This window comes from Pseudoxanthomonas sp., assembly GCF_035999195.1.
In the GTDB taxonomy this organism is placed as follows: Bacteria; Pseudomonadota; Gammaproteobacteria; order Xanthomonadales; family Xanthomonadaceae; genus Pseudoxanthomonas_A.
This window is the reverse complement of record NZ_DASYGY010000009.1, coordinates 2,356,306-2,379,493: the sequence shown is the minus strand read 5'-3', so window position 1 is coordinate 2,379,493 and position 23,188 is coordinate 2,356,306. Positions and strand designations below refer to the sequence as shown.

Annotated in this window: 14 protein-coding genes and 1 tRNA gene; 6 read left to right on the top strand and 9 right to left on the bottom strand. The window is 70.0% G+C overall.

Annotated elements, in window-relative coordinates; all coding sequences use genetic code 11:
* Positions 1 to 45: 45 nt before the first annotated feature.
* The 4 genes from bioC to bioB all read right to left on the bottom strand — a co-directional run bounded on the left by bioC (position 46) and on the right by bioB (position 4,162).
* Positions 46 to 945, bottom strand: coding sequence for a malonyl-ACP O-methyltransferase BioC (bioC, locus tag VGN58_RS18035; protein ID WP_327484548.1), 900 nt, complete (start codon positions 943 to 945; stop codon positions 46 to 48).
* Positions 942 to 1,718 carry a pimeloyl-ACP methyl ester esterase BioH gene (bioH, locus tag VGN58_RS18030; protein WP_327484547.1) on the bottom strand — a complete coding sequence of 259 codons (777 nt, stop codon included), beginning with the start codon at positions 1,716 to 1,718 and terminating at the stop codon, positions 942 to 944. The genes bioC and bioH overlap by 4 nt, the downstream gene beginning before the upstream one ends.
* 50 nt (positions 1,719 to 1,768) lie before the next feature.
* On the bottom strand, positions 1,769 to 2,968 hold the full coding sequence (bioF, locus tag VGN58_RS18025) for an 8-amino-7-oxononanoate synthase (RefSeq protein WP_327484546.1): 1,200 nt from the start codon (positions 2,966 to 2,968) through the stop codon (positions 1,769 to 1,771).
* Positions 2,969 to 3,085: 117 nt separating this feature from the next.
* Positions 3,086 to 4,162 (bottom strand): biotin synthase BioB, encoded by a 1,077-nt coding sequence (gene bioB / locus VGN58_RS18020; RefSeq protein ID WP_327484545.1) that lies wholly within the window; start codon positions 4,160 to 4,162, stop codon positions 3,086 to 3,088.
* A gap of 61 nt (positions 4,163 to 4,223) precedes the next feature.
* Between bioB and VGN58_RS18015 the strand changes: the two genes are divergently transcribed.
* Entirely contained in the window at positions 4,224 to 4,928 is a 705-nt protein-coding gene (locus VGN58_RS18015) for a ComF family protein (RefSeq protein ID WP_327484544.1), read from the top strand.
* A gap of 14 nt (positions 4,929 to 4,942) precedes the next feature.
* Here the strand turns inward: VGN58_RS18015 and VGN58_RS18010 are convergent, their stop codons facing one another.
* Positions 4,943 to 6,742, bottom strand: a complete 1,800-nt coding sequence (locus tag VGN58_RS18010; RefSeq protein ID WP_327484543.1) for a hypothetical protein — start codon at positions 6,740 to 6,742, stop codon at positions 4,943 to 4,945.
* 81 nt (positions 6,743 to 6,823) lie between these two features.
* Positions 6,824 to 7,717, bottom strand: coding sequence for a 4-hydroxybenzoate octaprenyltransferase (ubiA, locus tag VGN58_RS18005; protein ID WP_327484542.1), 894 nt, complete (start codon positions 7,715 to 7,717; stop codon positions 6,824 to 6,826).
* A gap of 100 nt (positions 7,718 to 7,817) precedes the next feature.
* On the opposite strand from ubiA, the gene VGN58_RS18000 reads away from it, so the two are divergent.
* Together VGN58_RS18000 and VGN58_RS17995 are read left to right on the top strand one after the other, a co-directional pair.
* A tRNA-Arg gene (locus VGN58_RS18000) sits at positions 7,818 to 7,894 on the top strand.
* A 102-nt stretch (positions 7,895 to 7,996) separates the two neighbouring features.
* Positions 7,997 to 10,663 (top strand): serine/threonine-protein kinase, encoded by a 2,667-nt coding sequence (locus VGN58_RS17995; RefSeq protein ID WP_327484541.1) that lies wholly within the window; start codon positions 7,997 to 7,999, stop codon positions 10,661 to 10,663.
* Between the two features lie 37 nt (positions 10,664 to 10,700).
* On the opposite strand, the gene VGN58_RS17990 is transcribed toward VGN58_RS17995, so the two are convergent.
* From VGN58_RS17990 to VGN58_RS17980, 3 genes are all read right to left on the bottom strand, one after another.
* Positions 10,701 to 14,408: a hypothetical protein gene (locus VGN58_RS17990; protein WP_327484540.1), complete on the bottom strand. Its 3,708-nt coding sequence runs from the start codon at positions 14,406 to 14,408 to the stop codon at positions 10,701 to 10,703.
* Positions 14,409 to 14,419: 11 nt separating this feature from the next.
* Positions 14,420 to 18,826, bottom strand: coding sequence for a DUF7507 domain-containing protein (locus VGN58_RS17985; RefSeq protein WP_327484539.1), 4,407 nt, complete (start codon positions 18,824 to 18,826; stop codon positions 14,420 to 14,422).
* Between the two features lie 407 nt (positions 18,827 to 19,233).
* Positions 19,234 to 19,983: a GntR family transcriptional regulator gene (locus VGN58_RS17980; RefSeq protein WP_327484538.1), complete on the bottom strand. Its 750-nt coding sequence runs from the start codon at positions 19,981 to 19,983 to the stop codon at positions 19,234 to 19,236.
* Between the two features lie 125 nt (positions 19,984 to 20,108).
* Between VGN58_RS17980 and zwf the strand changes: the two genes are divergently transcribed.
* From zwf to VGN58_RS17965, 3 genes are all read left to right on the top strand, one after another.
* Positions 20,109 to 21,587: a glucose-6-phosphate dehydrogenase gene (zwf, locus tag VGN58_RS17975; RefSeq protein WP_327484537.1), complete on the top strand. Its 1,479-nt coding sequence runs from the start codon at positions 20,109 to 20,111 to the stop codon at positions 21,585 to 21,587.
* Positions 21,588 to 21,674: 87 nt separating this feature from the next.
* Positions 21,675 to 22,388: a 6-phosphogluconolactonase gene (gene pgl / locus VGN58_RS17970; RefSeq protein ID WP_327484536.1), complete on the top strand. Its 714-nt coding sequence runs from the start codon at positions 21,675 to 21,677 to the stop codon at positions 22,386 to 22,388.
* 166 nt (positions 22,389 to 22,554) lie between these two features.
* Positions 22,555 to 23,073, top strand: coding sequence for a c-type cytochrome (locus VGN58_RS17965; RefSeq protein WP_327484535.1), 519 nt, complete (start codon positions 22,555 to 22,557; stop codon positions 23,071 to 23,073).
* The last annotated feature ends 115 nt before the right edge of the window (positions 23,074 to 23,188 follow it).

Here is a 23,188-nt window from a genome sequence, read left to right as displayed (position 1 = left end):
CATCACGGGCCGCAGCCATCGCGCGCGGCGAACCACCGTTCTGCGCTATTCGCCTTTCCGCCTGATCGGAATCTTGGCCAGCGGCATGGTGGCGATGTCTTCGCCCTGCCCGCGGATCGGCGCGCCCGGCGGCGGTGCCCAGGCGTGCGCGTAGATGACGTCCCAGGTGCTGGGCAACTTGCCGTCGGCACGCCGCAACGGTTCGTACGCGGTGGCCGCAGCGGCGAAGCGCGCCCGCCCGGTCAGCGTGTGCCGGCGACCATGCAAGGCATTGGTCGCGCCCATCGCGCGAAGTTCGCGCATCAGGGCCGGCAGGTCGTCATAGGTCAGGGTGAAGCGGTCGCGGTCGAGCACCGGGTCGCGGAAGCCGGCCAGCATCAGCGCATCGCCGAACTGCGCGATCGGCGGGAACGGGCTGACGTGCGGCGCGTCGTCGGCCTGCGCGAACGCGTCGCGCAGTTCCTGCAGCGTTTCCGGACCGAAGGTCGAACACACCAGCAGGCCGCCCGGTTTCAGCACCCGGCGGAAGCCGTTGAACGCGGCGGGCAGATCGTCCACCCACTGCAGGCTGAGATTGCAGAACAGCACGTCGACACTGCCCTCGGCCAACGGCAACGCACGCAGGTCGGCGCAGACGCGCTGGAACGGCTTCCACCAGCCGGCCTGCTTCTTCGCCTCGCGCAGCATCGGCAACGCCAGGTCCAGCGCGATCACCTGCGCCTTCGGCCACCGCTTGCGCATGGCGGCGGCGGCGTGCGCAGGACCGCAGCCGACGTCGAGCACCACCTTCGGATCGGCGGCGTCATCGCCCTGCCGCAGGCGGAAGTAGTCCAGCGATTCCAGCAGGCGCTTCTCCACCTCGTGCTGCAATGCCGCCGCCGCATCGTAACCGGCGGCCGAACGCGAGAAGGCGCGGCGGATATGGCGCTGGTCGAAAGTGTTCATGCCAGGGCGTCCTGCGACAGCGACTGCAGGAAGCGATCCACTTCCATCGCCACGGTATCGGCGTGGCCAAGGAACGGCGCGTGGCCGCCACCGGCGATCTCGATGAAGGTGGCGTGCGGTGTGACGGCCGCTGCGGCCTGCATCGCCTTAGACGGCGCCAGCAGGTCGCGGCGTCCGCCCAGCCAGAGGCTCGGCACCGGCAGCGTGGACAACGTTGCGCGCAGGTCGGTGTGTTCGAGCAGGTGCAGGCCGCGTTGCAAGGCGGCCGGTGCGGGCTCGCCGCGCGCGTACAGGTCGTGCTTCAGCGTGCGCAGTTCGCTGCGGGCGTGTTCGGACCCCATCGTGTCCAGCGCCAGGAAGCGCTCGAGCGTGCCCGCGTAGTCGTTGCGGAGGTCGTCGCCGAACTGGGCGAACACGCGGGCCTCCACGGCATGCGGCCAGTCCTCGCCGCGCACGAAGCGCGGCGTGGCGGCGATCATCGCCAGCCCGCGCACCTGCGGCGACGTCGCGGCCGCATGCAGCGCGAACAGGCCGCCCAGCGACCAGGCCAGCCACGCGGCCGGCGGCGTGCGCGCGAGGATCGCGCCGACCGTCGCCTCCACGGTCAGCGCCACGTCGCTGTCCCGGCTGTGGCCATGCCCCGGCAGGTCGACGAGATGCAGCGTGTATCGGTCGGACAGTCGCTGGACCAGCGGGGCGAAGACGCCGCCATGCAGCGCCCAGCCATGCAGCAGCACCAGGGACGGGCCGCTGCCCAGGGTTTCGATATGCATGCCGCGTATTGTCGCCGATCCCGTGCGGTCCGGAACCTCGGGCGTCGTGCTCAGGCCACGGCGCCGTGCACGCGCTGCACCGCGTCCCATGAGCGCGCCAGCGTCGCCACCAGGCCGTCCACGTCCTGCAGCGAATGCAGCGCGGACAGCGTCACCCGCAGCCGCGCCTTGCCGTCCGGCACGGTCGGCGGACGGATCGCCGGCACCAGGTAGCCGGCGCTGTCCAGCGCGGCGGACAGCGCCAGCGCGGTGGCATCGCTGCCGCACAGCACCGGCTGGATCGGCGAGTCCGACGCCATCAGCTGCAGGCCTGCGCGTTGCGCGCCGCTGCGGAAGCGGTCCACCAGCGATTGCAGCTTGTCGCGGCGCCATTGGTCGCGGCGCGCATGCTTCACCGCGACGCGCGTGGCCGCGGCCAATGCAGGCGGCATGGCCGTGGTATAGATGTAGGGGCGCGCGGTTTCGGCCAGATGCTGGATCAGCGTGTCCTCGCCCACCACCACCGCCCCGTAGCCGCCCAGCGCTTTGCCCAGCGTGACCAGCTGCAGCGGCACGTCGGCCACGCCCATGCGCGCTTCGGCCACGCTGCCGCGGCCTTCGGGACCGCGCACGCCCACGCCGTGCGCGTCGTCGACGAAGAACAGTGCCTGCTGCATGCGCGCGACCAGGCTGAGCGCGCGCAGCGGCGCGGCATCGCCGTCCATGCTGAAGATGCCGTCGGTGGCCAGCATCGCCGCGCCCTCGGGCTGCAGCTTCAACTGGCGCAGCGCGCCTTCGGGGTCGAGGTGCGGGTAGCGGCGCAGCTTGGCGCCCGCCAGCCGCGTGGCGTCGAGCAGGCTGGCGTGGTTGAGCCGGTCCTGCACGCAGACGTCGCCGTCTTCCAGCAAGGCCTGCTGCACGGCGAGGTTGGCGAGGAAGCCGCTGCCGAACAGCAGCGCCCGCGGATAGCCCAGCCAGTCGGCGATGTCGCGCTCCAGGCCCTCATGCGCCGCGTGGTGGCCGCTGACCAGATGCGACGCGCCGGCACCGGCCCCTTCGCGCGCGGCCGCGTCCTGCAGCGCGTTGGTCACTTCGAACTGCTGCGCCAGGCCGAGATAGTCGTTGCTGCTGAACTCGGTCAGCCAGCGGCCATTGACCTCGACGCGCACGCCGTCGCGGCGGGTGATGGTGCGGCGCGTCCGCTGCCGGCCCAGCGCGATGCGCTGCTGGCGCTGGGCAAGGATGCGGTCGTGCAGATCGGTGCGGGTCATGTCGACGGGCCTGGCATGGGAGGGCGCCGGGACGCATCGCGGGCACCGACGACGACGCGCCGGCCCGCGTTTCCGCGCCAGCGTGCTGCGTCCGGTCCTGCCCCCTGTCGCCCCGACTTACGCCGCCCGGCCGCAGGACGGCTCGGGACGGGTGATGTCGGCATGCACCGTACCGCTGCCCGGGGCATCGGTTCTGTGATGGTCGTGCATGTTTTCCACCTGCACCGCCATCGGCCGCAGCCCGAGGCGGGCGAACAGCGCCTGGTCGCGCGCGGTATCCGGGTTGCCGGTGGTCAGCAGCTTCTCGCCGTAGAAGATCGAGTTGGCGCCGGCGAGGAAGCACAGCGCCTGCAGTTCGTCGCTCATCGCCTCACGGCCGGCCGACAGGCGCACCATCGAGGCGGGCATGACGATGCGGGCGACCGCGATCGTGCGGACGAACTCGAACGGGTCCAGCTCGGTGGTGCCGTGCAGCGGCGTGCCGGCCACCTGCACCAGCCGGTTGATCGGCACCGAATCCGGATGCGACGGGAGGTTGGCCAGGGCCTGCAGCAGGCCGGCGCGCTGGTCGCGCGACTCGCCCATGCCGACGATGCCGCCGCAGCAGGTCTTCATGCCGGCGTCGCGGACATGTTCCAGCGTGTCCAGGCGATCCTGGTACTCGCGCGTGCGGATGATGTCGCCGTAGAAGTCGGGGGCGGTGTCGAGGTTGTGGTTGTAGTAGTCCAGCCCGGCGTCCTTCAGCGCCTGCGCCTGCGGCCCGCTCAGCATGCCCAGCGTGGCGCAGGTCTCCAGCCCCAGCGCCTTCACGCCGCGGATCATCTCGGCGACCTTGGGGATGTCGCGGTCCTTCGGCGACCGCCAGGCCGCGCCCATGCAGAAGCGCGACGCGCCCGCCGCCTTGGCCTGCGCGGCCTTCGCGAGCACGTCGTCGGCGTCCATCAGCTTCTGCGCGGCCACGCCGGTGTCGTAGCGCTGCGCCTGCGGGCAGTAGGCGCAGTCTTCCGGGCAGCCGCCGGTCTTGACCGACAGCAGGGTCGAGACCTGGACCTCCGCGGGGTCGAAATGGGCGCGATGCACCGTCGACGCGCGATGCAGCAGTTCGGGAAACGGCAGGTCGAACAGGGCCAGCAGCTCGTCGCGGCGCCAGTCATGGCGCACGACCGGCGCATCGGTGGAAATGTGTGCGGACATCGCGGCCTCGACGGAATACAGTCGGGGGAGTCTGGAAACCGGGCACCGCCCTGTCAACCGCATGGATGCCTCACGAGTTGACGGCGGATGGCGTCGTGCCGTCCGCCTGCTGTTCCCGCCGCGATGCCTGATCTGCCGCGAAACCGGCAGCAACGACACGGATCTGTGCGCCTCCTGTACCGAACGGCTGCCGTGGAACACGTCGGCATGCCCCCGCTGCGGGGTGCCGATGGCGGACGCAGGCGACTGCGGCGATTGCCTGCGCAAGCCGCCGGTGCTGACGCGGACGCAGGCGGTCTTCGTGTACGGGTTCCCGCTGGACCGGCTGGTGCCGCGCTTCAAGTTCCATCGCGACCTGGCCGCCGGGCGGCTGATGGCGGAATTGATGGCGGGCCCCCTGTCATCGGCGCCGCGGCCGGATGCGATTGTCCCGGTACCGCTGCATGCCCGCCGCCTGCGCGAACGCGGCTACGACCAGGCGCTGGAACTGGCGCGGCCACTGGCGGCGCGGCTCGCCCTGCCCCTGCGAGCGGACCTGCTGCGACGCGTGCAGCCGACGGCGCCGCAATCCGAGCTCGACGCACTGCAGCGGCAGCGCAATGTCGCCCGCGCCTTTGCGGTACCGCCTGGCAGCGTGCCGCCGGGGCATGTCGCGCTGCTCGACGATGTGATGACCACCGGCGCCACCCTGCACGCGGCGGCGCGCGCCCTGCTCGCGGCGGGCGCGACGCGCGTGGATGCCTGGGTCTGCGCGCGCGTGCCCTGAGGGCACGCACGGCGTCAGGGCGTCAGGCCGCTCGCGGTGACCCGGCACTGCAAGGTCAGCACCACCTGTCCGCCGGCCGGGAATGTGGGGATGCTCACGCCGGCACTTCCGGTCAGGCTGGCTACCGGCACGGTGGCGCCCGGGCAGCTCGCCCCGCCCGAGGCGGCACACGCGGCGGTGATCGCGGGATCGGCGCAGTCCAGCCCGGCGCCCGGGGTGTCGCGGATGACCGTGCCGTTGGCGGCGCTGGGACCGGGATTGCTCGCGGTGAGCGTGTAGGTCACCACGCTGCCGGATACGGCCGTCGCGGGACTGGCGGCCTTGACGATGGACAGGTCGGTGCGCGGGATGCGCACGTTGCGGAACACGCAGCTCAGCTGGTCGCCCGCCACCGGCGAAAAAGCGAAGGAGGTCCCGCTGCCGCTGGGTGCCGGTCCGCCGCTGCGCGCGTTGGTGCAGGCGTAGGTCGTCGTGTAGTCGGCCAGGTTCGCGCCGCCGGCTCCGGCTTCGGAGAAGGTGTAGCTGGCGCCTGCGGTGGCCGGGGCAACGACGGCCGTCTGGGTGGGGGTGGTGCTGGCGCCCGTGGTCGTCACCGACGCGCCGGTGCCCGCGCCCGTGCCGGCGATGGCCAGCGTGAACTGGTCGGTCCCCAGCAGGCGGCCGTCGGGCAGTTCCTTGCTGAGCCGCAGGATCGGGCGCGCGGTATTGGTGATGGTGCAGACGATCTGGTCGTTGGCCGCCGGCGTGACGTTCCAGGTCGGCGATGCGCCCGCCGGGGTGAACGCCGTGCCGTTGCGCGTGCAGCTGATCGAGGCCGTGTACGCACCGGCCAGCGTCGACGCGCTGCCGGTCGCCATGATGTCGCGCAGATAATAGGTCGCCCCGGTGGTCACTGCCAGCGCGCCGGTGCTGGCCTGCTGCCCGACGCCCGCGCCGGACGTGGTCGCCTCGCGCACCGTGCCGGCGGCTGCCGTGGTGCCGATCTGCACGGTGAACTGGTCGCTGGCCGCGGCGCGTGGCGCGCCGAGCGCCTTGTTCAGCGTGATGGTGGTGCCGTTGCCGGTGATGGAGCCGTTGCACCCGGTGGCGCTGGCGGCAGCCGCGGGGTCGCGGAAGGCCGTGGCCGGAATGATGACCGGCGTGGCGCTGCCGGGCGGCGTCCACCGCAACCGGGCGAAGTTGATGCCTCCGTGGTTCAGCCAGTACATGCGCACCAGCGCGCAGCTGTTGGCGCTGGCGGCGGTGAAGCTGCCGAGGTTCACGTACGTGTCTTCGTTGGCGGTCCAGTTGTCGACCGTACCGACCGGGATGTCGTACGACGCGGTGCGGTACGACGTATTGGCGTAGTCGCTGGAGAAGCCGAGTTCGATGTTGTCGTCATGCGCGACGCTGACGTTGTAGGTGCCGGCCTGCGGGAACCGGATCAGCGCGTACGCCACGCGCCCCATCGCCTGCAGGTTGCAGGAGGCGACGCTGTTGGGCGGCGAATCCATGTTGCAGAGATGGTTGGCCGCCTGCCGGAAGTTGATGTCCGCGGCCGTGCCGGTCCGCACGGCATTGGCGGGATTGCTGGCGATGGCGCGCAAGGCATCGAGTCGTGCCGCGCCGGTGCCGGTGTTGTTGGCGAACGTCGGCGCGCCGGCCGGGCCGGTATACACCGTGCCGACGCGGCTGTTGCCGCGATAGTCCTCCCAGCGCACGGTCTGCGCGGCCGCATTGAGCGTGCACATCGCCAGCACCGCACCGATCCACCAACGCCCGCGTCCCCTCGACGGAAATACGGCGATTCCCGCGCCCCTGTATTGTTCTGTCATGCCGTGCGATACGTGATTTCACATCAAGAAGTGTGAACACTATCACAGTGCTGCGCGACTCCCATGAACGCGGCGGACCGCTCAGCGGGCAAGATCCAACGCCAGTCCGAGGAACACCGCCGCACCTACCCAGTTGTTGTGCAGGAAGGCCCGGAAGCAGGCCTGGCGCTCGCGGTGGCGGGCCATGGCGAACTCCCACACCACCAGCAGCGAGGCCACGACGAGGCCGGCCCAGTAGTACATCCCCAGCCCGGCCTGATCGCCGACCAGGTACAGCGCAACGAACACCAGCGCATACAACACGCCCTGGATCACCAGATCGAGGTCGCCGAACAGGATGGCGGTGGATTTCGACCCGGCACGGATGTCGTCCTCGCGGTCGACCATCGCGTACCACGTGTCGTAGGCCGTCGCCCACAGGATGTTGGCGCCGTACAGCACCCAGGCCACGGCCGGCACCTCACCGCGCACGGCGGCGAACGCCATCGGGATGCCCCAGCCGAACGCCAGCCCCAGATAGACCTGCGGCAGGTAGGTGTAGCGTTTGAGGTAGGGATAACTGGCCGCCAGGAACAGACCCACGACGCTGAGCCACACGGTCAGGCGGTTCATCGTCAGCACCAGCGCGAAGGCCGCCAGCATCAGTACCGCGAACACCCCCAGCGCTTCGCGCCCGGAGACCGCGCCGGTCGCCAACGGACGCCCGCGCGTGCGCTCGACCTGCGGATCCAGCCAGCGGTCCGCATAGTCGTTGATCACGCACCCCGCCGAGCGGGTCAGCCATACGCCGGCGGTGAACACGAACAGCGTCCACCCCGGCGGCACGCCATCGGCGGCCAGCCACAGCGCCCACCACGTCGGCCACAGCAGCAGCAACACGCCGATCGGCCGGTCGCCGCGCACCAGCTTCCAGTACTGGCCCAGCCGCTCGCGCCAGCGCGGCGTATCCACTTCGTCGAAACGCTCGTATCCCATGCGGGAAAGGGTAGCAGGCGAGTCCAGCGGCCCGGATCGTCGTGATCGCCGGCCGGACTCGGCCATCGGCACCCGTTTGCGGCTAGAATGCCGGTCCCGTGCGCCTGTAGCTCAGCCGGATAGAGTAGTGGCTTCCGAAGCCATTGGTCGGGGGTTCGAATCCCTCCAGGCGCGCCACCCCTCCCTGATCTGCGGCGCGAAGCGTGTACGCTCCCGCTTCGCGCCATGGTCGCCAGGCCGCCGGCGCCGCGACATTCCGCCTTCAACCGACCGTCGACGATGTCCGACCCGGAAACCCGCGCACTGGCGTTGTTCGACACCTTCGCCGAACTCGCGCCACCGCAGCGCTCGGCCGCCCTGAAGCGACTGAAGGCGCGCGAGCCCGCCCTGCACGACGCGCTGCTCCGCCTGCTGGCGGCGGATGCCGCCACGCACCCGCTGGAAGACGTCGCCTTCGATGCCCTGGTCGGGGCGCATGCCGGCCACGACGCCGACGCGGCGATCGACCGCATCGGCAACCGGCTGGGTCCGTGGCGGATCGACCGCGTGATCGAATCCGGCGGCATGGGAACGGTCTACGAGGCCAGCCGTGCCGATGGGCAGTACGAGAAGCAGGTCGCGCTGAAGTGCATGCGGGCGGAGATGTCCACGCCCGTGCTGATCGATGCGTTCATGCGGGAGCGCAACCATCTGGCCCAGCTGGACCATCCGCACATCGCCCCTCTGCTGGACGGTGGCGTCGAAGGCGATGGCCGCCCCTGGTTTGCCATGCGCCTGGTGCACGGCACCGCGCTGGACGTGTACGCCAACCGGCATCGCCTGCCGCTGGAAGCGCGCGTGCGCCTGCTGTTGCAGGCCTGCGAAGCGCTGCGCTATGCGCACGGCCGGCGCGTACTGCACCAGGACATCAAACCGTGCAACGTGCTGGTGTCCGCCGATGGCCGCGTGCAGCTGATCGACTTCGGCCTGTCGGCGATGATCGACGGCCTGGAGGGTGGCCACCTGCCGCGCCTGGCCATCACCAACGGCTACACGGCGCCGGAAGTGCTGGCCGGCGGCGCCGCCACGGCCGCCAGCGACATCCATTCGATCGGCGTGATGCTGTACCAGTTGCTGGTCGGCGACTGGCCGCGCCCGCTGCAGTCGTTGCATGCCGGGCTGCTCGGCCGCGCCGCCGCGTCACCCGCCCGCGCTCCCTCCATGCTCGCCTCCACCGCGTCGGCGGAGGTGGCCTGGCAACGCGCCCTGCGCAGCCCGCGCCAACTGCGCAACCGCCTGCGTGGCGACCTGGATGCGATCGCGCTGAAGGCGGCCGCGTATTCGCCGGCCGACCGCCATGCCAGTGTCGATGCCCTGATCGAGGATCTCGAGCACTGGCTGGCGCGACGTCCCGTGGCGGCGCGCGAAGGCGGCCGGGCCTATGTGGTCGGGCGCTTCCTGCATCGGCATGCCGTGGCATGCACGCTGGCCGGCGGCGTGGCGCTGGCGACGGCCGGAGGCGCTGGCGTGGTCGGCTGGTCCTACCTGCGCGACCGCCAAGAGCTGCGCGACATGCAGTCGGTATCCGCCGTGTTCGAGCAGACCCTGGGCGCAGTGACGTTGTCGGGCCTGGCCGAGGCGCGCCCGTCGTCGCGCCACATGCTGGAGCAGACCGAGCGGCAACTGCGCGCACTGCCGCTGCAGTCCAGCCCGGCGATCAAGGCGCGGGCCATGGCATCCCTGGCGCGCAGCTACGCCGCGCTGGGCGACTACACCCATGCCCTGGCGCTGGCGGACGAAGCCCAGCGCCTGCTGGCGGCCGGTGCTGCCGCTTCGATCGATACCCAGGCCATGCTCGCGCGGCTGCTCAACCTGCAGGCCCGGCATGCGGAAGCGCGCGACATCGCCACGCGCGCCCTGGCGCAGTCGGCGCGCAACGCCCCGGTCGGAGACCCGGCCGTCGTCGACCTGCTCGTCGAACTGGCCCGCGCGCACTGGGCGCTGGCCGAATACGACACCGCCTTCGCCACGCTGGCCTTCGCGCTGGACGGCACCGCCGGCGCGTCGTCGCACCCGGCCATGACGGCACGCGCGACGCTGCTGCTCCTTCGCGCCCAATGGCATCTGCAGTTGCTGGAGCTGACCGCCGCCGAGCGCGACCTGCGGGATGCGACGGCAGCCACGCCACCCGGCGCACCGGCCCTGACGAGCGATATCGACGAGACGCGCCTGTCGCTGCTGCTGCTGCAGCGACGGCATGAAGCCGCCGCGCACCTGGCCGCGTCGTTGCTCGCCGACCGCCGTCAGCGCCTTGGCCCCGCGCACCCCGATACCGCGCGCAGCCTGCGCCTGCAGCTGGAAGCGGCCGCGCTGGCGCCCGGGGGCGCAGACGTCGCCGCGCCGGCGCTGCAGACGGCCCGCCGCGCGATCGCGCACGCCTACGGCACCCGCCACCCCGAGTACGCATACCAGATGTTGCTGGAGGCGCGCGTGGCCCTGCATCGCGACGCACGAGAGGGCCTGGCATGGGCGAGGCAGGGCGTCGCGTTGCTCGAGCAGACACTCGGACCCCGTCATCCCGCCACCCTCGCCGCCAAGGAAACGCAGGCGCGCGCGCTGGCCGTGCTGGCCGCCGAGGCCACGACCGACCAGGCCGACACGTGGCGGAATGAAGCGACCGGCCTGCTGCAGGAATCCCTCCACGCCGCGCGGCAACGCCAGTGGCCCGCCCCTACCGCCAGATACTGGCTGGCCTACACGTTGCTGCAGCAGGCGGAACCGGTCCCGTCCGACGACCGTCGGCGCGCCGAAATCCTGTTGCAGGATGCGCTGGTGGAAGCCCGCCGCCAGTTGGGGGCCGGCCATGCCACCACCGTGATGATCCGCGACGCGCTGATCCGGCACTACCAGCCGCCATCGACGCCGCCTGACGCGGCGTCGACCGACGCGCCATCGTCGTCCTCCTGACACGAAGCCGGCGCGTGCGCCGGCCGCGAAGTGCGTGTCAGTACGTGCCGACCAGGTTGAGGAACCAGCCCTTGTGGTCGTAGTCGAAGTCGGTCAGGTCGTCGCTGAACTCGGTGAAGTTGTAGCCCAAACCGATGCGGAAGTTCCTGCCGAGGTCGCGATCGACGCCCACCAGGAAGCCCTGGCGTGTACCGCCGTCATCGACATCGAGCCAGCGGTATTCCGCCAGCGCATGCCACTTCGTGCGCAGGTCGTACCGCACCTGGGCCGCACCGAAGGTGGTGGCCGAATCCAGCCACACGCCGGTACCGCGCCCCAGGCGCACTTCGCCTTCGCGGCGCGCCAGCTTGCCGGCGAACTCCCAGCGCTGGTCCAGCTTGTACACGCCCTCGAACGAGAGGATCTGCGACTTCTGGTCGTAATCCGCGCCGCCCACCTGGCCGAGCGTGGCCAGGTCGTACAGGTAGGTGTAGCGACCGTACAGGCCCCAGCGCTGGTTGTTCCAGGGACGGTAGGCGAAGCCCACATTGCCCTCGATGAAGCGCGCGCTGGCCAGCGGATCGCGCTCGTCGTCGGTGTCGGCGTAGTTCAACCGCGCCGCGATGCGCCAGCTCTCGTTGATCCTGTGCGTCAGGCGGTGGGTGCTGACCCACTGCTCGCGCTGCTCGGCACCCTGGTCCTCGCGCCACTCCAGCTTGCTCTGCCAGTCGGTCTCCGGCGACGTGCGGCCGCCGGAAATGCTGATCGCACGCCGGTCGATGTTGCCGCCTGCGCTGTTGGTGAGCTCGCCATCGGACAGCGTGAAGCCCAGGTTCCAGCCCTGCGCGGGATAGAAATCCATGCCGAACGTGTGCGCCAGCCCCGACTCGTCGCGTTCCTTCAGGAACTGGCTTTCGTTGTACAGGTTGACCTGGTTGGACAGGCGCCAGCGCTGGCCCAGCGTCCAACCGTTCTGCGCGCCGCGGTTGAACAGCGACTCGTAGTCGGTGGTGTCGGTGGAATAGGTGTAGGCGCCATAGACCGAATGTTCGGCGGTCAGGCGATGCTCGGCATTGACGGTGGCGGCTTCGCCACGGTCGCCGGTGGTGACTTCCGCGCCCACGGACGACTGCTGGCCGTACAGGACCTTGCCGCCCAGGGTCAGCGCGTTGTTGTCGGCATACGCGCCGCCATCGTCGTCCAGTGTCACCTGTCCGATGCCGTACAACTCCAGCGTGCTGCCGAAGCGGTGCAGGTATTTCAGCGCGCCCAGCGTGCCGGCGGCATCGGCCGTCGTGCCTTCCTGGTCCACGCGGCGCAGCTCGGCGCTGAAGGTGCCGGCATCGTTGACGCGCCATTCCAGCGTGGCCTGCGCCTGCGTCAGCGACTCCGCGCCGCTTTCGGCGCGGGTGTAGCGCGTGTACAGGCCCAGGTTGGGCGTGAACTGGCCCAGCAGCTCGGCGCCGTATTCGGTCACCGGCCGGCCGGTGTCGTAGCGGGAGATGGAATAGCCGGCGCTGGTGTTGCGCCACCACGCGCCCACGCTCCAGTCCTGTTCCGTCCAGCCCAGTTCCTTGAAGTTGGCGCGCGCTTCCAGCGACTTGGCCTCGCCCTCGCGGAACAGCGCGGTGTCGTTCTGCTGGCTGAAGCTCAGGCCGCCGTTGTCGGAGAAGAACACCGGGGCGCCGAACGATTCGGTCTGCGCGTATTCGGCCTTGACGTAGGTGCCCTTGCCCGCCTGCAGCGTCAGGTCGCCGGCGGCCTGGGTGTAGTCCTCGCCCGCCCGGTTTTCCTGCACGTAGGTCGCGCCGACGCCGACATGATTGCCGAACCAGTGCTTGCCGCGGAAACCGGCGGTCACATCGTCGGCATCGAAGCCGGACGGCACCCATTCGTAGTCCACGATCAGCCGCTGCTCGAAGCCGTCCAGCGGCGTGTCGCGGGTCAGCGTGGGAATGTTCTCGCGGGTGATCTGCGCCAGCGGGCGGGTCAGCAGCACGCGTCCCTGCAGTTCGTCGATCTCATAGTCCGTACCGCGCTGCAGGACCACGCGGTTCTCGGTGCGGCCGGTGGTCAGGTCGCGGATCTCCAGGGTCACCACGTCCGAGCCCGGCAGCAGGTCGGTATGGCGCAGGTAGTACAGGCTGCCGCCGGTACCGATGAACTCGTTGTGGCCCGGCGCGGTCTCGGCCTGCGAGCCGAACACGCGCAGCTCGCTGCCGGGATCGCCCCAGCGGTTGGTCGCGTTGGAGCGCCAGTTCAGCGCCGCACCGTACAGCGAGCGCTGGTACTGCGCATATTCGGTGCCGGTGATGCCGGTGCTGTAGTTGCCCCACAGCGCCTGGTTCTTGTCCCAGTCCACGCGCAGGTAGAAGCGGCCCATCGTGTCCACGTCGCGGTACGTCGTGGAATCGTCGCCGTAGACCGGATAGTAGAGATCCGGGTCGAGGCGACGGAAGATGTCCTGCGGGTCGGCTTCGGTGAAGCCGTCGAACAGGCGCTCGAGGTCGCGCTGGGTGGTGTCGGCCTGCGCCGTGACCAGATACTTGCCGGCGTACTTGGCCTTGCCGTAGAACGCGAGGCGGCCGTCGCTGATGACGTCGTCCTGGTAGCGGGTGTCGTTGGCGAACGCCGCGCCGGAGCCGCTGACCTTGTTCTGTGCGATCGTGACGTCGGCCAGGCCGACGCCGAAGAAGTAGCGGCCGGTGACATCGACGTCCAGCGTGTACGCAGGCTTGGCCGACGGCGCGCCCTCACCCCCGCCCACGCCGATGTCGAACCGGTGCCGGCCCACCGGGACCAGGTACTCGGCCACGAACTTGCGCTCCAGGTCGACCGGATAGCTTTCGCCGTTGATCGTCAGCTGGCCGGGCTCGGGAATGTTGCGGCCCTGGATGCGGATGCGCGAGCCGTACAGCGGGATGTTCTGCTGGCGCAGGCCGTTGTCGGCGAACGCCGTGTCCAGCAGGCTTTGCGCCTGTGCCTGCTCACCGGTCAGCGCGGTGCCGAGTGCGCGCTCCACGCTGCCGCGGAGCAGGTCGGTGCCGCGCTCGGCCTCCTCGGGCGACACCAGCTGCAGCGTCCGCGGATAGGTTTCGTCGAAACTGTCGCCCTCTCCATAGGCACGCAGCACATAGACGAGCTCATCGCCCTTGCGGAACGGATACTTGGACGGCAGCGTGCCGTCCCAGTCCGCCTGGCTGACCGCCGCCACGTCCATCGGCACGGTGGCGATGGGCTCGATCAGGTCGGCGTCGCCGCTGCGATAGAGCGAGATCTCCAACCGCTTGATGAAGGCCGGGTAGTTGCCACGGACGTAGAACTGCACCGGCCTGGTGATGCGCTGCCCATCGAAGGCCACCATCGTCGGCGCGGACACCGAAAGCTCGGGCTGGCCCAGGGTGGGATCTTCCGTCGCCCAGATGACGCCGCCGCCCGGCAGGTCGATGGAGAACTTGCCCATCGCCGTCGCCTTGCCCGGCTGCTCGGTCGCCACGGTCACGCGGCGGTCGGGCTGCAGGGCCTCGGAGGACGAGCGCGCATCGGTTCCCTGCGTCACCGGCCTGTCGTAGCTGCGCGTGCGCAACCGGAACAGCAGGCCTTCCTCGCCGCGGCAGCCGTCGTCCCCGCAGTCAACCGACGCGGCGGCATCGCCGCTGCGCGGCGCCGGGGAGGCCGGCGTCTGCGCCGCGGCAACGGGCACGGTGCCGGCGAGCAGGCCGATCAGCGTGTAGTCCAGTAGCTTCATCTTCATACGCTTCTTCATGATCGGCCCCCTCACTTACGCACGCCGACAGGGGCGGTCGGATCGTTGCTGGCGTCCACGCGCACCTTGGCGCGCACCTCCGGACTCAGACGCGTGGCGATGGCGTCGTAGACGGCCTTGGCGCGACGCATGCCCAGCGCCGTGTTGTAGGCGTGGGAGCCGCGCTGGTCGGTGTGGCCGACGATGGCGATGCTGCCGCCGCCGCGCATCTCGAGCGATGCCGCGATCCTGTCGAGCAGGGGCGTGAACTCGGGACGGATCACCGCCTTGTCGGTGTCGAACAGCACCGTGCCCAGCAAGGCTCCGCCCTCGTCGACGCCGACCACCAGCGAACCCGGGTCGTCGACGTTGCCGCGTGCACTGACCACCAGCGCCTTCGCGGCCTGGTCGTCCAGCTTGGCCAGCAGCGCCGTCTTGACCGCCTCGGCACGCTGGAAGGCCAGGCCCTCGCTGTCGCCGTTGGCGTCGATGACCACTTCGCCACCCCGGTACTTGCGCACCTGCGAGGCCATCGCGTCGATGACCGGCAGGTACTGCGCACGCACCTCGGCGCTGCCCGGGGCGAAGAACACCTCGCCCAGTTCCAGCTCGACCTGCTCCTCACCGCCCTCGATCACCTGCTCCGGCAACGTCACGCCGAAGTCGAAGCGGACCGGTACGCCGGGGGTGATCCGGCGCAGCAGCGGGTTGTCGGTGGTGAACTCGGCACCGGCCGGCAACGTGGACGGATCGACCTTCAGGATGAAGTTGCGACCGCGTTCCCACGTGCCACCCGACACGCCGGTCAGGTGGTAGCGGCCGTACTGGTCGGTCTCGATCAGCAGACCTTCCACCGAGGCGATGCGCACGCCGGGGATACCGCGTTCGTCGATGCCGGCGTTGCGGATGACGTAGTCGACCACGTAGCCGCCCTCACCCTGCGACACACGGCGCTCGACCGTCGGCGTCGCGGCATTCAGGCCCTTCGCCGCATCGCCCGATTTCTCGACGCGGGTATTGCCCGCCGCATCCATGCGCACGGTCACGCCCTGGTCGCTGGTCAGCACGAAGTCGTCGGTGAAGCTGGCCTCGCTCAGGCGCTGGCGGATCACCACTTCCTGCGCATCGGCCGGCTCGGCCACCGACTGGCGGCCCGCGATGGCGCCCACCGCGATGCCGTGCAGCAGCGGCGAGCTGGCATCAGGCTCCGGCTGCGGGCCGGCGCCACGGTCCACCGTGGTGGAGTTGGCGATGTACGCACCCGGCGCGAAGCCGCCGCGCACCCTGACACCGCTCAACGCAGCGCTGTCCTGCCAGCCATCGCCATCGCGGTCGTTGAAGACCGTACCCATCAGCAGGCTGTCGTCGATCAGGGCGTCGGCCGTCAGCGTCACCTCCGCCGTCGCCATGTTAGACAGCGGCTCATCGGTGGCCGAACGCACCTGCGCCTGGTTGACGTGGGTGCCCGGGCGGACGCCGGCACCGACGCGCATCACGTAGACGAGGGTGGCGGTTTCGCCCGCAGGCACGTCGAAGCCGTCGATGCGGATCGGGTACGTCCCCGACACTGTCGCCATCCGGTCGGCATCGCCGGCCACCAGCGAGCCTTCGACATAGGTGAACCCTGCCGGCGGCGTGTCGATGATGCGGCCGTTCACCAGGTCGCTGGTGCCCACGTTCTCCACGGTCAGCGTGTAGCGGACCAGGTCGCCGAGCTTCACCTCGCGCGCACCGGCCGACTTGCTCAGGCGGATCTCGGGCAGGTCGACCTGATGCTCGGTGCTGCAGCTCTGGCAGGTCGGCGGGTCGCCCGTCGTGTCACCGCTGGTCGCCACGACCACGTTCGATACGCGGCCGCTCGCCGAGGCATCGACGGTCGCGGTGTAGGTGAACGTATGCATGCCCACCGGCGTACCGGCCGGCAACGTGCAGGTGATCGTGGTGCCGTTGTAGTCGCAGCCGGCGGGCATCGGACGCGGCACCAGTCCTGCGCCGGGCGTATCGACCAGCGTCACGGTCGCGCGGGTGGCCGCCTGGCCGACTTCGACGGACAGGACGTAGGTGATCACCTGGCCGGGTTCGACCGTCGTGCCATTGCCCGGATCAGCGCTCTTGTTGACGGTGATGACCGGGGCCGCGACCGGCGTTTCGACATCGCAATCCGTCGCACAGACCGGGTTGTCGTCGCTGCTGCCGACCACGCTGTTCCGGACCACGCCGGACGCCTGCGCGTTCACGGTGGCGGTGTAGCTCAGCGCGTACACCCCGGGCGCCGTGCCGGCCGGCAGGGTGCAGACCAGCGGCTGCGTGCCCGAGCAGGTGTAGGCGCCGGCACTGGTCACCGCGCCGAACGTCAGGCCATTGCCTGGCGTGTCGGTCAGCGTCAGCACGCCGGACGTCGGCGCCGCCGCCACCGTGGTGGTCAGCGTGTAGGTCAGCACGTCGCCCGCCACGACCTGGGTACGACCGGCCGGCAGCGTCACGGTCTTGCCGTAGCTGATGATGGCCGGCAGCGGCTCGGTCACGATGGTGTCGGTCTGGCAGCTGCCCTGGCAGGTCGGGGCATCGTCGCCCGTCGCGATCACGGTGTTGCGCACGAAGCCCGTGGCGAGCTCGTTGACGATCGCGGTGTAGGTGACCGCATAGGTCCCCGGCGCCGTGCCGGCCGGCAGCGTGCAGACCAGCGGACTGCCGGCGGCGCAGCTGAAGGCCCCCGCGTTCACCACACCCGGCGTGAGGCCCTGGCCCATGGTGTCGGTCAGCATGACCGGCGCCGTGGTGGCAGCATCGGCCACAACCACCTGCAGCGTGTACGTCAGCGTATCGCCCACCGAAACCTCGGTCTGGCCGACCGGCAGGGTGACCGACTTGCTGTAGGTCACCTGCGGATTCTCGACCGGGGTGTCGATCGTCGTCGTGCACGACGGATCCGTGCTGCCCGCCGGGCAGACCGGACTGGTCACCACCGCCGTGTTGCGGACCGTGCCCGCATCGGCGTCGGCCTGGGTCACCGTGTACGTACCCACCAGCTGGCAGGTCGCACCCGGCGCCACGCTGGCGCAGGTGGTGCTGTTCGGGGTGATCAGCGCATCGCTCACCACCACATTGGTCAGCGTCGTGTTGCCCGTATTGGTCATCGTGACCGTGTAGGTCAGCTCGTCGCCCACCGCGACCGCACCACCGGTGCTGTCTCCGGTCAGCGCCTTCACCAGTGTCTGCGAGGAGCTCTGCGTGATCGGCGTGCTCGTCGTGTCAGGCGGCGAGGTCACCGACGGACCCGTCGGCGGCGTGCCCGTGGCCGTGGCGCTGTTGTTCACCACACCGGCATCGATGTCCGCCTGCGTGATCGCGTAGCTGCCCGTGCAGGTCGTGCTCGCACCCGGGGCCAGCGTCGTCACCGGGCACACCGGCGCCGTGGCCAGCAGCGGGTCGGTGATCGCGATGCCCGTGAGCGTCACGTTGCCCGTGTTGGTCACCAGGAAGCTGTAGGCGATCGTGCTGCCCGCCGTGCTGCCCGTCGGCGCGCCGGCCGTCTTCTCGATCGTCAGCGCAGGCGCCGGGGCGACGACGATGGTCGCGATGGCGGTATCGCAGGTCGGCGGCGCCGTGGCAGGGCTGGTGCAGATCTGGTACGGATAGCCGTAGCTGCCTGCGGTGGTGTTCGGCGCCACGCTGATGGTGCCGTCGGCATTCATCGCGATGCTGCCGGCCGACGGAGTCGGCGCGGTGCCGGGCGTCAACGTGACGTTGGTGCCGATGACGGCGGCTACATTATTGGTGGTGTCGTTGACGATGACGCTCGCGGTGGTACCGCCCGTGGCGGCCACGTTGTAACTGTCGTCGAGCGCGTCGATGACCGGCTGCACGGGCGTCTGGATCGAGCTCGTGCAGCGGGTATTGGCCGGACACGTCGGATCGCCGCCACCGGTCACGGTGGCGGTGTTCGTCAGGCCGGGGGCCGGCGACGGTGCGGTCGGTGTCACCGGAATCACGAAACCGGCGCTGGCGCCGGCGGCCAGACCCGTCCCCACCGTACAGGTGACGGTCTGTCCGGACGCGCTGCAGCCCGAGGGCAGTGTGCCGAGGGCCAGGCCGGTCGGAATCGTGTCGGTGATGGTCGCCGGAGCCGTGGTGGCCGCGGTCCCGGTGTTCTGGACCGACAATGTGTAGCTGGCCGCCACCCCCACCGTGAAGCTGGCGGCGCTTGCCGTCTTCGTCATCTGCAGCCGGGGCGCCACCACGCCGACCGTGACGCTCGACGTGTTGTTGTCGGTGTCCGTATCCACCACGTTCGCCGGCAGCGTGACGGTGGCGGTGTTGGTGACCTGGGTCTGCGCGAATACCGGTGCCGCGAACGCGCCATGGAGAGCCAGCGCCCCGAGAACGAGGACGGAACGGCTCTCGCTGGCCAAACGACGGAATTGAGTCGAGACGTACACGGTGGTCCCTTGCGCTGGATCGGGAGTGAGGCCAGCCGGGACTGCCTCCCCCAAGGCTGTCTTGAAAGTCGCACTGCCCGTCAGCCGGCCGATGTCGGCCTGCCTGAACGGGCACACGTCACAAATCGCGCTTCGTTCCCTGAAGCGGACATTTCACACAAAAACGAGACGCCTATTACACATTTACTTTAATTTAACGTCAACTCGTTGGCGTCAATAGATAAACGCGTGAACTTCATCACAGAAGATCGCGGCATTGACGCCAGAATCCCGCCGATCCCGACAGATGGCCTGTGTCGACAGACCGGCGGCGGCCTGTATCACGCACAACAAAGCTCGCCCCACCGGTCCGGATCAGGACAGGCAGGGGCGGAAAAGGCGGAAATTGCCGGCCTGGCCGGCGGGAATCAGTCGCTCTGCAGTTCGGCGACGAAGTCGTAGGCGTCGCCGCGGTAATACGACCGGGTGGATTCCACGACCCGGCCATCCTCAAGGAACGCCCGGCGCTCGACCAGCAGGCCGGGCGCCCCGACCGGCAGCTCCAGATGGCGGGCCGCTTCTTCGTCCAAGGCCACGGCGCGAAGACGCTGCAGGGCGCGACGCGGGCGGTGCCCGTGCGCATCCAGCGCCTCGTACAAAGAAGTGGTCACGCTCTCCGGGTCCGGCAGCAGGGCATAGGGCACGAGCGTGCGCTCGATGGCGATCGGGGCGCCGTCCACGTGGCGGAGCCGGTACATGCGCACCACGCCACTGCCCGGTGACAGGTTCAGGGCCATCGATTCTTCCGGGGTCACTTCCCCGACCGAGCGCTCCAGGAACTTCACCTGCGGGTTGAGGCCACGCTCGCGCAGGTCGTCGGTGAAGCTGGTCAGGCGCGAGAACTGGCGAAGGATGCGCTCGGCGACGAACGTGCCGGCACCCTGACGCTGCACGAGCAGACCACTTTCGATCAACCCGGCCAACGCTTTGCGGATGGTCACCCGGGACAGATCCAGCAGCTGGGCCAGGTCGCGCTCGCTCGGCAGCGCCTGTCCGGGTCGCAACACACCGGCATCCATCAGGTTCTGCAGCGCGCGACGCAGGCGCAGGTAAGCCACGGCCCGGGTGGATTCCCCGGTCTGCAGCCGCTGGTATTCCTCGAGCAGGTTCGTTTGCATACGAATCAAGATACCAGTGAGGTACCAATGCCGCAACAATCCGCCCACAGCACCACACCTGTTGGCATCGCTTGGTAACGCGGTGGTATTGTTGGCCTCCTCACTCCCGCTGCACCGAGACGCCCGTGACCGCGAAGACCCTGCCTGTCGACACCTTCGATCTCGTCATCTTCGGCGGCACCGGCGACCTGGCGTTGCGCAAGCTGCTGCCGGGCCTGCTGCGGCGCTACGCCGACGGCCAGATTCCCGAGGACAGCCGCATCATCGGCGTGGCCCGCGACAAGCAGGGCGACGCCGAATACCAGGCCAAGGTCGGCGACGCGCTGGCCCGCATCGCCGCCAGCGACGAAACCCTGAAAGCCAAGCTGCCGGCGTTCCTGCAGAAGCTCGGCTACCTGGCGCTGGACGCCACCAAGGACGAAGGCTGGGACGAGTTCGCCGGCCGCCTGCAGACGACCGGCGACCGCATCCGCGTGTTCTACCTGTCCACCAGTCCCACCCTGTTCGTCGCCATCTGCGACCGCCTGCGCGCGCACGGCCTGAACACCGGCAACGCGCGCGTGGTGATCGAGAAGCCGATCGGCCACGACTCGGCCAGCGCGGCGGTCATCAACGACGCCGTCGGCAGCGCCTTCGCGGAACGCCAGATCTTCCGCATCGACCACTACCTGGGCAAAGAGACCGTCCAGAACCTGCTGGCCCTTCGGTTCGCCAACATCCTGTTCGAGCCGCTGTGGAACGCCAGCCGCATCGACCACGTGCAGATCACCGTGGCCGAAACCGTCGGCCTGGAGAAGCGGGCCGGCTACTACGACACCTCCGGCGCCCTGCGCGACATGGTGCAGAACCACCTGCTGCAGCTGCTGTGCATGGTGGCGATGGAACCGCCGGCGGCGCTGCAGGCCGATGCCGTACGCGACGAGAAGCTCAAGGTGCTGCGCTCGCTCAAGCCGATCCGTGGCGAAGACGTCGCCCACCTGTCCGTGCGTGGCCAGTACCGCGCCGGCGCCAGCAGCGGCGCCGCCGTGCCGGGCTATCTGGACGAACTGGGCAAGCCCGATTCGCGCACCGAAACCTTCGTGGCGCTGAAGGCTGAAGTCGACAACTGGCGCTGGGCCGGGGTGCCGTTCTACCTGCGCACCGGCAAGCGGCTGGCCGAGCGCGTGTCGGAGATCGTCATCGCCTTCAAGCAGATCCCGCACTCCATCTTCGAGGACAGCGCCGGGCCGGTGATGGGCAACAAGCTGGTGCTGCGCCTGCAGCCGGACGAGGGCGTGAAGCTGTGGATCATGATCAAGGATCCCGGCCCGGGCGGCCTGCGCCTGCAGCACGTGCCGCTGGACATGAGCTTCGCGGAGGCCTTCGGCGTGCACCAGCCGGAAGCCTACGAGCGCCTGCTGATGGACGTGGTGCGCGGCAACCAGACGCTCTTCATGCGCCGCGACGAAGTCGAAGCCGCGTGGGCGTGGATCGACCCGATCCTCGCCGCCTGGGAGACCCAGCGCGATGCGCCCAAGCCGTACACCGCCGGCTCGTGGGGCCCGAGTGCCGCCGTGGCGCTGGTCGAACGCGACGGCCGCACCTGGCACGAAGACACCGTGTGACGCCGCCGGCCCCGCATCCGCGGGGCCCGATTCCGGCCGCCGGCCGGCCTGCCTTCCCCCGGGAAGCCCCCACTCCCGAGTCCCGCAATGCCCCCCACCGATCTCTCGCTGCAGATCCAGCTGCACCCGTTCCCGGACGGAGACGCCGTCGCCTCCGCGCTGGCCCAGGCCGTGGCCGACGACCTGCGCGCCGCACTCGCGACGCGCGGGCAGGCCAGCATCGCACTGTCGGGCGGCACCACGCCGCGTCGCTTCCTGCAGGCCCTGTCGCGCCAGCCGCTGGACTGGGCGAACGTCACCGTCACCCTGGTCGACGAACGCTGGGTCCCGGACGACCACGAACGCTCCAACGCGCGCCTGGTGAAGCAGCATCTGCTGCAGCATGAAGCCGCCGCTGCCCGCTTCGTCCCCCTGCACCGCGCCACCGACACGCCCGAGGCCGCGCTGGCCGAGGTCGGCGCCGCGCTGCCGGCCTCACTGGACGTGGTGGTGCTGGGCATGGGCGGCGACGGGCATACCGCCTCGTTCTTCCCGGGCGGCGACCGGCTGGCCGACGCCATGGACCCCGCCGCCACCGTCCCCGTACTGCCGATGCGCGCACCCGGCGCAGGCGAACCGCGGATCACCCTGACCCTGCCGATGCTGCGCGATGCCGGCCGCCTGTACCTGCATATCGAAGGCGGCGAAAAGCGGCAGGTACTGCAGCAGGCGCTGTCAGGGCATGGCATCGGCGCGGGCTATCCCATCCGCGGGCTGCTGCAGGGCCTGCGCGCGCCCTTGCAGGTCTATCTGGCCCAGTGACCGGGCCGTGCCGGTGTTGAGGCAAAGACGGCCGCACTGCTTATAATGCGCCCTTGCCCGCGGCGCCCCGGCGCCCGGTCCCGCCTGGATCGCGCAGCGCGTTGTCCGTCGGCCCTCGTTTTCGTAGCCATGCGCGGCCCCGCGGCCGTGCTGCCAAAGGTGGAAAGTGCGTAACTACGACCTGGAATTCCTCAAGCATTTCTCGATGGTGATCGGCTTCCTGATGCTGGTCACCGCCGGCCTGATCGTCGGTGCGTACTTCCTGCACGACAGCCTGCCGCCGGAAGTGAATCCGAAGGCCGCCCAGATCACCGAGGCGCGCATCGCGCCGGCCGGTGCCGTCTACGCCGGCGAAACCGGTGCCGCTGCGCAGGCGGCCGCCGCCGCTGCCGCCGCCGCGGCCGCTTCGTCCCAGGTCGCCTACGGCGGCACGCTGGACGGTGGCGAGATCTACAAGAACCTCTGCGGCGCCTGCCACACCAACGGCGTCGGCAAGGCCCCGATGCTGACCGCCGCCGGCATGGGCGCGCGCGCCGCCAAGGGCGTGGACACGCTGTACAAGCACGCCATCGAAGGCTTCACCGGTCCGGACGGCGGCATCATGCCCCCGAAGGGCGGCAACCCGGCGCTCACCGACGAGCAGGTGCAGGTGACGGTCGACTGGATGCTGGCCAACAGCAAGTAAGGCGCGAGCCTTCGACGAAACGCCGCCTTCGGGCGGCGTTTTTGTTTGGGCTGGCGAGCACTGGATGGATGCCCTCGCCCCGCGCGCGGGGCGAGGGGGAACACGCGGGCACCGC